Below are 8,997 nucleotides of genomic sequence, written 5' to 3' on the forward strand. Positions count from 1 at the left end.
CCCGATCGGTTTGACCCCCGGAGGTCCACCCACCATGAATACGACGCCCCCGACCGAATCGGTCATCGACCGGGCTCGCACGTCATACGGTGACGACGGTTTCAGCAAGTACCTCCGGCGTGCCTTCCTGGCCTCCAGCGGGTACGACGACGTGGCGCTGGACCGGCCGATCGTCGGGATCGCGGTGACGAAGTCCGACTACAACACCTGCCACCGCGACATGCCCGCGCTGCTGGCGGCGGTCAGGCGCGGGGTCCTGGAGGCCGGCGGCCTTCCCATGGAGTTCCCCACCATCTCGCTCGGGGAGATCCTGACCTCCCCCACGACGATGCTGTTCCGCAACCTGCTCGCGATGGACACCGAGGAGATGATCCGCGCGCTTCCGATGGACGCCGCGGTCCTGCTCGGCGGATGCGACAAGACCGTGCCGGCCCAGCTGATGGCCGCGGCCTCGTCGGACAAGCCGGTGCTCCTTGAGGTCGTCGGGCCGATGATGACGGGCAGCTGGCAGGGCGAGCGGCTCGGGGCCTGCACCGACTGCCGGCGTTTCTGGGGCAGGCACCGCGGCGGCGAACTCGACGAGGCGGAGATCACCGGTGTCCGCGACGAACTGGTGTCGACCGCGGGAACATGCGCGGTCATGGGAACCGCCTCCACCATGGCCTGCCTCACCGAGACCCTCGGCATGATGCTGCCGGGAGGCGCGACGCCGCCCGCCGCCACCGGCGCCCGCCTCCGGCACGGTGTCGAGACCGGCCGCCGCGCCGTCGAACTCGGCCGGTCGGGAGGCCCGCTGCCGAGGGAGATCATGACCCCCGCGGCGTTCCGCAACGCCATCCGCGTGCTCTCGGCGTTGAGCGGATCGACGAACGCGCTGATCCACCTGACCGCCGTGGCACGAAGGGCCGGGGTGCCGCTCGACCTCAGGGACTTCGACGCGATCGGCGCCGAGGTGCCGCTCCTGGTCGACTGCAAGCCCGCCGGATCGGGTTACCTGGAGGACTTCCACCGTTCCGGAGGACTGCCGGCGCTGCTGAAGGTCCTGGAGCCCATGCTCGAACCGGAGACGGTCGGGGTCTCGGGGAACACCCTGGGATCGCTGATCGAGCGGACCCCCGCCCGGCAGGACTGGCAGACCACGATCCGCCCGCTGAAGGACCCCCTGGGAGCGGCGGGGAGTCTGGCGGTGCTGCACGGCACGCTGGCCCCGGGCGGCGCGGTCATCAAGACCGCCGCCGCGAGCCCTCACCTGATGGACCACACCGGACCCGCGCTGGTCGTCGACTCGGCGGAGGACGCGGCCCGGATCCTGGACGACCCGGATCTGGACGTCACGCCGGATCACGTGCTGGTGCTGCGCAACGCGGGCCCCGTCGCCGCGGGGATGCCGGAGGCCGGTGCCCTGCCCATCCCCGCCAAGCTGGCCCGCGCCGGGATCCGGGACATGGTCAGGGTCTCCGACGCGCGGATGAGCGGCACCTCCTACGGCACCGTGGTGCTGCACTGCACCCCGGAGGGCGCGGCAGGGGGACCGATCGCGCTGGTCCGTGACGGCGATCTCATCAGACTGGACGTCGCGGCCCGGCGACTCGACCTGCTCGTGGACGAGGACGAACTGGAGCGGCGCCGTGCGGACTTCGTCCCGCCCGAGCTGCCGGCACGCGGCTGGCGGCGACTGTACGCGCAGACGGTGCTCCCGGCCACCGAGGGAGCCGATCTATCATTTCTCTGAAACGGTTGCCATGCCACACGCCGCATGTCGCTCTCTGGATGCGTCCCTGAGTCAGCAGGGGCATCATTGAGCGTCACGTCAGACGCTGTAGATCAAAAAACACCAGGAGCCATGCCGGATGGAACAGATTTCGACGGATAAGACAACGCTGACGACTCAGACGTTCGAAGTCATCCGCCGGGCCATCCTCACCGGCGAGCTGGCACCTGGCACGTTGCACTCCGTGGTGGGGATCGCCGCCCAGTTGGGAGTGTCCCGGACGCCGGTCCGGGAGGCTCTCCTCCAGCTCGCCACCCATGGGGTCGTCAGTTTCGAACGCAGCCGCGGTGTCAGGATCCTCCAGATGACGACGCGTGACATCGAGGAGATCTACTCGATCCGTTTCCTGCTCGAGGTCCCCTCGGTCTATCGCGCCGCGACCACGATGAACGACGACCAGATCGCATCGGTCTCGGAGGCACTGGAGAAGATGGGCAAGGCGGTCGAGATCGGGGACGAGCGCCTCTTCCAGGAGGAGGATGTGAAGTTCCATCAGCTGATCCTGGAAGGAGCGGGCAACGAGCGGGTGACCCAGAGCGTCGCGACGACACGCGCCCAGATGTCCGCCCGAGGTCTGTCCACGACCCGGACCAGGACGCTCGCCGACATCTGGCGAGTTCACGAGCGCATCCTGGAGCGCATTCAGGCCCGTGACAACCAGGGTGCCGCACAGGCCATGCACGATCATCTACTGGAGACCACGCGCCTGCTGCTGACCCAGTCGACCGGGGATCCGCTCACCGGGGCCGGTTTCGAACCTCCGGTCTTCCCCGTCGTCTCGCCCCGGAACCCCTCGAACCCCTGACGGCTCCGCGCGCGGGCACCGGACGTGCCCCGCGTCGGCCTCGTGCTCGATGACGGTGAGACGGCTCCGCGCGAGCGCCGGACGTCTCGCCGCCGGGCACCCCTCGCGAGGGGTGCCCGGCGGCGTATCGGCCGTCCTCCGCCCCTGAGGCGCGATCTTCCTCACCCCTCCGCCGACGCGGTGCGGCGTACACGCACTCCTGAAGCGGTCGGGTTGTCCGAGCAGCCGTGATTACACAATTACGATCGCTCACAGCGAACAGGCTCAAGGCCGGGAACATTATCGGACTCCCATTAATTGAGTGTGTATAACTCAACCCTTGGAGTTCACATGAGTGAGAGCTTGATCCTCCCGGTCCTGCCGCTCGACGACGAGGTCGTGCTGCCGGGCATGGTGGTCCCGCTTGACCTGTCGGAGACCGAGGTCCGGGCCGCGATCGACGCGGCGCAGGCTCTCGCTGACAACAAGCCCGAGGTCCTTCTCGTTCCCCGGATCGACGGCAGATACGGCTCGGTGGGCGTGCGGGCGATCGTCGAGCAGGTGGGCAGGCTCCCCGGAGGCGAGCCGGCGGCCGTGGTGCGCGGCGTCGACCGGGTGCGCGTGGGCACCGGCACGACCGGCCCCGGCGCGGCCCTGTGGGTGCAGGCCACCCGCATCCCCGCCGTCGCGGCGGGTGAGCGCGCCCACGAGCTCGCCAAGGAGTACAAGGCGCTGGCCACCACGATCCTGCAGAAGCGGGGCGCCTGGCAGGTCGTCGACGCGGTCAACCAGATGGACGACCCCTCGATCCTCGCCGACAACTCGGGGTACGCCCCCTGGCTGAGCGTCCCGCGCAAGGCCGAGATCCTCCAGACCGCCGACCCGGCCGACCGCTTGGAGAAGCTGGTCGAGTGGTCGCGCGAGCACCTGGCCGAGCTCGACGTGGCCGAGACGATCCGCAAGGACGTCCAGGAGGGCATGGAGAAGCAGCAGCGCGAGTTCCTGCTCCGCCAGCAACTCGCCGCGGTCCGCAAGGAGCTCGCCGAGCTGAACGGTGACACCTCCGCCTCCGAGGAGGAGGACTACCGCTCCCGCGTCGAGGCCGCCGACCTGCCCGAGAAGGTCCGCGAGGCCGCGCTCAAGGAGGTCGACAAGCTGGAGCGGACCTCCGACCAGTCTCCGGAGACCGGCTGGATCCGCACCTGGCTCGACACCGTCCTCGACATCCCGTGGAACGAGCGGACCGAGGACTCCTACGACATCGCCGCGGCCCGCGCCGTCCTCGACGCCGACCACACCGGCCTCGACGACGTCAAGGACCGCATCATCGAATACCTGGCCGTCCGCGGACGCAGGGCGGAGAAGGGCCTCGGCGTGGTCGGCGGACGCCGCAGCGGCGCCGTGCTCGCGCTGGCCGGTCCTCCTGGGGTCGGCAAGACCTCCCTCGGCGAGTCCGTGGCCCGCGCGATGGGCAGGAAGTTCGTCCGGGTCGCCCTCGGCGGCGTGCGCGACGAGGCCGAGATCCGCGGTCACCGGCGCACCTACGTGGGGGCACAGTCCGGCCGGATCGTCCGGGCCGTCCGCGAGGCGGGTTCGATGAACCCGGTCGTGCTGCTCGACGAGGTCGACAAGGTCGGCTCCGACTACCGGGGCGACCCCACGGCCGCGCTCCTCGAGGTGCTCGACCCGGCGCAGAACCACACCTTCCGCGACCACTACCTGGAGGTGGAGCTCGACCTCAGCGACGTGCTCTTCCTGGCGACCGCGAACGTGCTGGAGGCGATCCCCGGCCCGCTGCTGGACCGCATGGAGATCGTGACGCTCGACGGCTACACCGAGGACGAGAAGGTCGCCATCGCCCGCGACCACCTGCTTCCGCGTCAGCTCGACAAGGCCGGTCTCACCGCGGAGGACGTCACCGTCGGCGAGGACGCGCTGCGCAAGCTCGCCGGTGAGTACACCAGGGAGGCCGGGGTCCGCTCCCTGGAGCGCTCGATCGCCAGGATCCTGCGCAAGGTGACGGCGAACGTCGCGCTCGGCGAGAGCGAGCTGCCCGTGACGGTGGAGGATCTGGTCCCCTACCTGGGCCGCCCGCGCAACGTGCCGGAGTCCTCGCTTCCGGAGTCCAGCCAGCGGACGGCGGTGCCCGGCGTGGCCACCGGCCTCGCGGTCACCGGAGCGGGAGGCGATGTCCTCTATGTGGAGGCGTCCCTGGCCGACCCCGAGACCGGCGACACCGGTCTGACCCTCACCGGTCAGCTCGGCGACGTCATGAAGGAGTCGGCTCGGATCGCGCTCTCCTACCTGCGCTCGCGGGGCGCGGAGCTGGAGCTGCCCGTCGGTTCCCTCAAGGACCGCTCGGTGCACGTCCACTTCCCGGCCGGAGCCGTTCCCAAGGACGGCCCGTCCGCGGGCGTCACCCTGATCACGGCCCTCGCCTCGCTGCTGTCGGGCCGTCAGGTCCGCGCCGATGTGGCGATGACCGGCGAGGTCTCCCTCACCGGCCGGGTGCTCCCGATCGGCGGGGTGAAGCAGAAGCTGCTCGCCGCCCACCGGGCGGGCATCACGACCGTGCTGATCCCGGCGCGCAACGAGCCCGACCTGGACGACGTCCCGCAGGCCGTCCGTGACGAGCTCACCGTGCACACGGTGAGCGACGTGCGCGAGGTCCTGGAGATCGCGCTCACCCCGGCCAAGGTGGCCGAGCGCGCCGCCGCCTGACCGGCGCTCTCCGAGACGGCCCGCTCTCTCCGACGAGAGAGCGGGCCGTCCGCGTCATTCCCGGATGAAACGGACGTAGCGAATATAAATGAACGAATCATCAAGTCGATTGACCAAATGATCTGGTCATGGTGGCATGGGATCCATGCTGTACGGAACGCCTCCCCTGGAGGCCGTCGACGAAGTGGTGCTCGGCGAGATCGAGGAGATGCGCCGCGACCTGAGATACCGTCTCGCGGAGAGCCACCGCTGGGACGGCCAGCTCCGGCGCCAGCTCCAGGCGCGGGCCATCCAGGGATCCAACTCGATCGAAGGCTATCGAGCCAGCGTCGAGGACATCGAGTCGATCATGGCCGGTGAGGAGCCGTTGGAGGCCTCCGGTGCGGTCGCCAAGGAGATCTCCGGCTACCAGCAGGCGCTCACCTACATCCAGATGCTCTCCCGCGCCCCGGTGTTCGCGTTCGACGCCGGACTGCTCCACGCGCTCAACTTCATGATGATCGGTCATCACCATGACAAGACCCCGGGCACGGTGCGGCCCGGTGGCATCTACGTCCGCGACTCCGCCACCGGGGAGGTCGTCTACGAGGGGCCGGACGCCGAGTTGGTGCCGGAGCTGATGGCCGAGCTGGTCACCTGGCTCAACGAGGGCGATCTGGATGCGCCGAGCCACGTGCGGGCGGCGATGGCCCACTTCAACCTGGTGAGCATCCATCCCTGGCGCGACGGCAACGGCCGCATGTCGCGGGCGCTCCAGACACTCGTGCTCGGCAGGGACCGGATCACGACCCCGGAGTTCTCCTCCATCGAGGAGTGGCTGGGGCAGGCCAGGAACACCTATGACTACTACGACGCCCTGGCGGGGATGCAGCGGCGCGGTTGGAGTCCGCACGGAGACACGCTGCACTGGGTGCGTTTCTGCCTGCGCGCCCACCACCTCCAGGCCCAGCAGGTCCGGCGGAGACTCTCGGAGGCGGGGGAGGTGTGGATGCTCCTGGAGGAGCGGATCGACGCCGACGGGCTCAACCCCCGCACGGTCTCGGCGCTGTACGAGGTGTTCGTCAACCGGCGGCTGCGCCGAAGCAGATACCAGCTGGACGAGTCGCTCAGCCAGGGACAGGCGGTCAGGGACCTGCGTGATCTGGCGGCGAAGGGCTGGCTGACGCCGTACGGGGAGACCAAGGGCCGCTTCTACGCGCCCGGGGAGAGGATGCGGGTGATCAAGGAGGACTTCGCCCAGCGGATCACCTCCCTGCGGGACCCGTACCGGCGTGACTAGCTCGCGGTCGGACACGGCCGTCCATCGGGACGATCCCGCGGAGCCGGTATCGGCATGACCGGCCCCGGCCGGACCTCGGCGCGACCGGGTACGGTCGTGGTCGGTGGCACCATATGCCGATATTTCTGACAAGTGATTGATCTCACCTAACATGTCGGGAATGAGGGTAAACAGCGGGCGCGTTGGGAACCGGTTGTGATCGATGTGTCGGGCCTGCGGAAGGTCTATCAGGATCGGGGCCGAGAGGTGGTCGCCGTCGACGGGGTGGATCTCCACGTCCGCGAGGGCGAGATCTTCGGCGTGCTCGGGCAGAGCGGCGCCGGTAAGAGCACCCTGCTGCGCTGCGTGAACCTCCTGGAGCGGCCGACCTCCGGCACCGTCTCGGTGGCCGGACAGGAGCTGACCGGCCTGAAGGAGGGTGAGCTGCGCAGGGCCCGGCAGCGGATCGGGATGATCCACCAGCACTTCGCCCTGCTCTCCTCCCGCACGGTCGCCGGGAACGTCGCCTTCCCGCTGGAGGTGATGGGGATGGCCAAGGCCGAGCGGGCCAGACGTACGGCCGAGCTGCTGGAGCTGGTCGGGCTGGCCGACAAGGCGGGGGCGCACCCCGCGCAGCTGTCGGGCGGGCAGAAGCAGCGGGTCGGCATCGCCCGCGCGCTGGCGGGAAGCCCTCCGGTCCTGCTGTCGGACGAGGCCACCTCGGCGCTCGACCCGGGCACCACGCAGTCGATCCTCGCCCTGCTCAAGCGTCTCAACCGCGAGCTCGGCCTGACGATCCTGCTGATCACCCACGAGATGCACGTCGTGAAGTCGATCTGCGACTCGGTCGCGATCATGCGGGACGGCGTGGTCGAGGAGTCGGGGACCATCCCCGAGCTGATCTCCAGGCCCGGCTCCAGGCTCGCCGCCGAGTTGTTCCCTCTCCCCGAGCCGGAGCCGGGGCAGGTCACGATCACCTTCACCGGGCAGGCCGGTGAGCCGGTGGTCTCGCAGGTGGTCCGCAAGTTCGACGTCGACGTCAACATCCTCGGCGGGGCGCTGGAGGAGGTGGCGGGCCTCTCGACGGGACGGCTGCGCCTGCTCGTCGCCGGTGACGAGCGCGCCGCCGCGCTCACCTACCTGGCCGGACGCGGCCTGCTCGTCGAGGAGGCCCGATGACCTGGGAAGAGATGCTCCCGCTGCTGCTGGAGTCGACCGGCCAGACCGTCCAGATGGTCCTGTGGTCGACCCTGTTCACGGTGATCCTCGGCCTCCCGCTCGGGGTGGCGCTGGTCGCCACCGACCGGGGCGGGCTGTTCCCCTCGCCCGCGCTCAACCGGGTGCTCGGGCTGATCGTGAACATCGGCCGCTCGCTGCCCTTCATCGTGCTGATGATCGCGATCCTCCCGCTGACCAGGCTCATCGTCGGCACGACCATCGGCACCATCGCCTCGGTGGTCCCGCTGACCCTCGGCGCGGCGCCGTTCTTCGCCCGGCTGGTGGAGACCGCGCTGCGCGAGGTCGGCAGGGACAGGGTGCAGGCGGCCCAGGCCATGGGGGCGGGACGGGTGACCATCGTCGGCAAGGTCCTGCTGCCGGAGGCGATGCCGGGCCTGGTCGCGGGGCTCACGGTGACCGTGGTCGCGCTGATCTCGTACTCGGCGATGGCCGGGGCGATCGGCGGGGGAGGACTGGGGGACCTGGCCATCCGCTACGGCTACCAGCGCTTCGAGACCACGCTCATGATCGTCACCGTTGTCGTGCTGGTCGTCGTGGTGCAACTCGTGCAGACCCTGGGGGACACCGTCGCCCGTCGTCTCGCGCGTAACTGACCGGATTGTCACACTGATCATTTACCCCCATTTTATGATTTATCCGGCAAGTAATTTTATTTGATCATTGATGTGGCCTCGCCTTTTAAGTGAAGTGAAAGTTACGGGCAATCGGCGCATCGTACAACGTGGGTGTCAAAATCCTCACTCCCGAGAGGAACCCTCGAAATGCGATTCGCCAGCCGAATCCTCCTGGGCGCCGGTGTCGCCGCCCTGCTCGCCACGGCTACTCCGGCGATGGCCAACGCCGAGACCGTGACCCCCGTCCAGACCGTCGCCACGACCACCTCCGCGGACCCCTTCTACGCCGACAGTTGGGGACCGTACTACTCCGGTGACAAGAAGGCGGAGGCCGAAGGCAAGGTCGCCGTGGAGAAGAAGTCGGAGAAGAAGTGGTACTGGAAGAAGTATCACAAGATCGTCAAGAAGTGCACCTGGTACAAGGGTGAGAAGAAGTGCAAGTGGGTGAAGCAGTGGTTCAAGAAGCGCGCGTGGAAGTGGGAGGACACATACCACTACACCGTCGACAGTAAGCTCACCAACCGGACCCCGAGATCGTCGGTGGCGTGCTGCATCCGGGTCATCAACGTGATCACCATGCCGGCCAGCACCGCGAGAGAGAACGAACGCA

7 protein-coding genes are annotated in these 8,997 nt (G+C 68.8%); all 7 read left to right on the plus strand.

Features of this window, described 5'->3' with window-relative positions:
• The first annotated feature begins 34 nt into the window (after positions 1-34).
• Complete coding sequence (locus tag ACFY3D_RS18985; protein WP_389980952.1) at positions 35-1,732, plus strand: dihydroxy-acid dehydratase; 1,698 nt, start codon at positions 35-37, stop codon at positions 1,730-1,732.
• A gap of 118 nt (positions 1,733-1,850) precedes the next feature.
• A complete protein-coding gene (locus ACFY3D_RS18990; RefSeq protein ID WP_389980954.1) occupies positions 1,851-2,576 on the plus strand; it encodes a GntR family transcriptional regulator in 726 nt (241 codons plus the stop codon).
• A 330-nt stretch (positions 2,577-2,906) separates the two neighbouring features.
• Complete coding sequence (gene lon, locus ACFY3D_RS18995) at positions 2,907-5,276, plus strand: endopeptidase La (protein ID WP_389980956.1); 2,370 nt, start codon at positions 2,907-2,909, stop codon at positions 5,274-5,276.
• Positions 5,277-5,412: 136 nt separating this feature from the next.
• On the plus strand, positions 5,413-6,555 hold the full coding sequence (locus ACFY3D_RS19000; protein ID WP_389980958.1) for a Fic family protein: 1,143 nt from the start codon (positions 5,413-5,415) through the stop codon (positions 6,553-6,555).
• A gap of 195 nt (positions 6,556-6,750) precedes the next feature.
• Positions 6,751-7,713: a methionine ABC transporter ATP-binding protein gene (locus tag ACFY3D_RS19005; protein ID WP_389980960.1), complete on the plus strand. Its 963-nt coding sequence runs from the start codon at positions 6,751-6,753 to the stop codon at positions 7,711-7,713.
• The gene (locus tag ACFY3D_RS19010; RefSeq protein ID WP_350943662.1) at positions 7,710-8,366 is read left to right on the plus strand and encodes a methionine ABC transporter permease; all 657 of its coding nucleotides are present in this window, start codon (positions 7,710-7,712) and stop codon (positions 8,364-8,366) included. Before ACFY3D_RS19005 ends, ACFY3D_RS19010 begins: the two co-directional genes overlap by 4 nt.
• A 168-nt stretch (positions 8,367-8,534) precedes the next feature.
• Positions 8,535-8,997 (plus strand): hypothetical protein (locus ACFY3D_RS19015; protein ID WP_389980962.1); only part of this gene is annotated, 463 nt, incomplete at its 3' end.

The organism is Streptosporangium sp. NPDC000509 (genome assembly GCF_042898365.1).
Taxonomy (GTDB): domain Bacteria; phylum Actinomycetota; class Actinomycetes; order Streptosporangiales; family Streptosporangiaceae; genus Streptosporangium.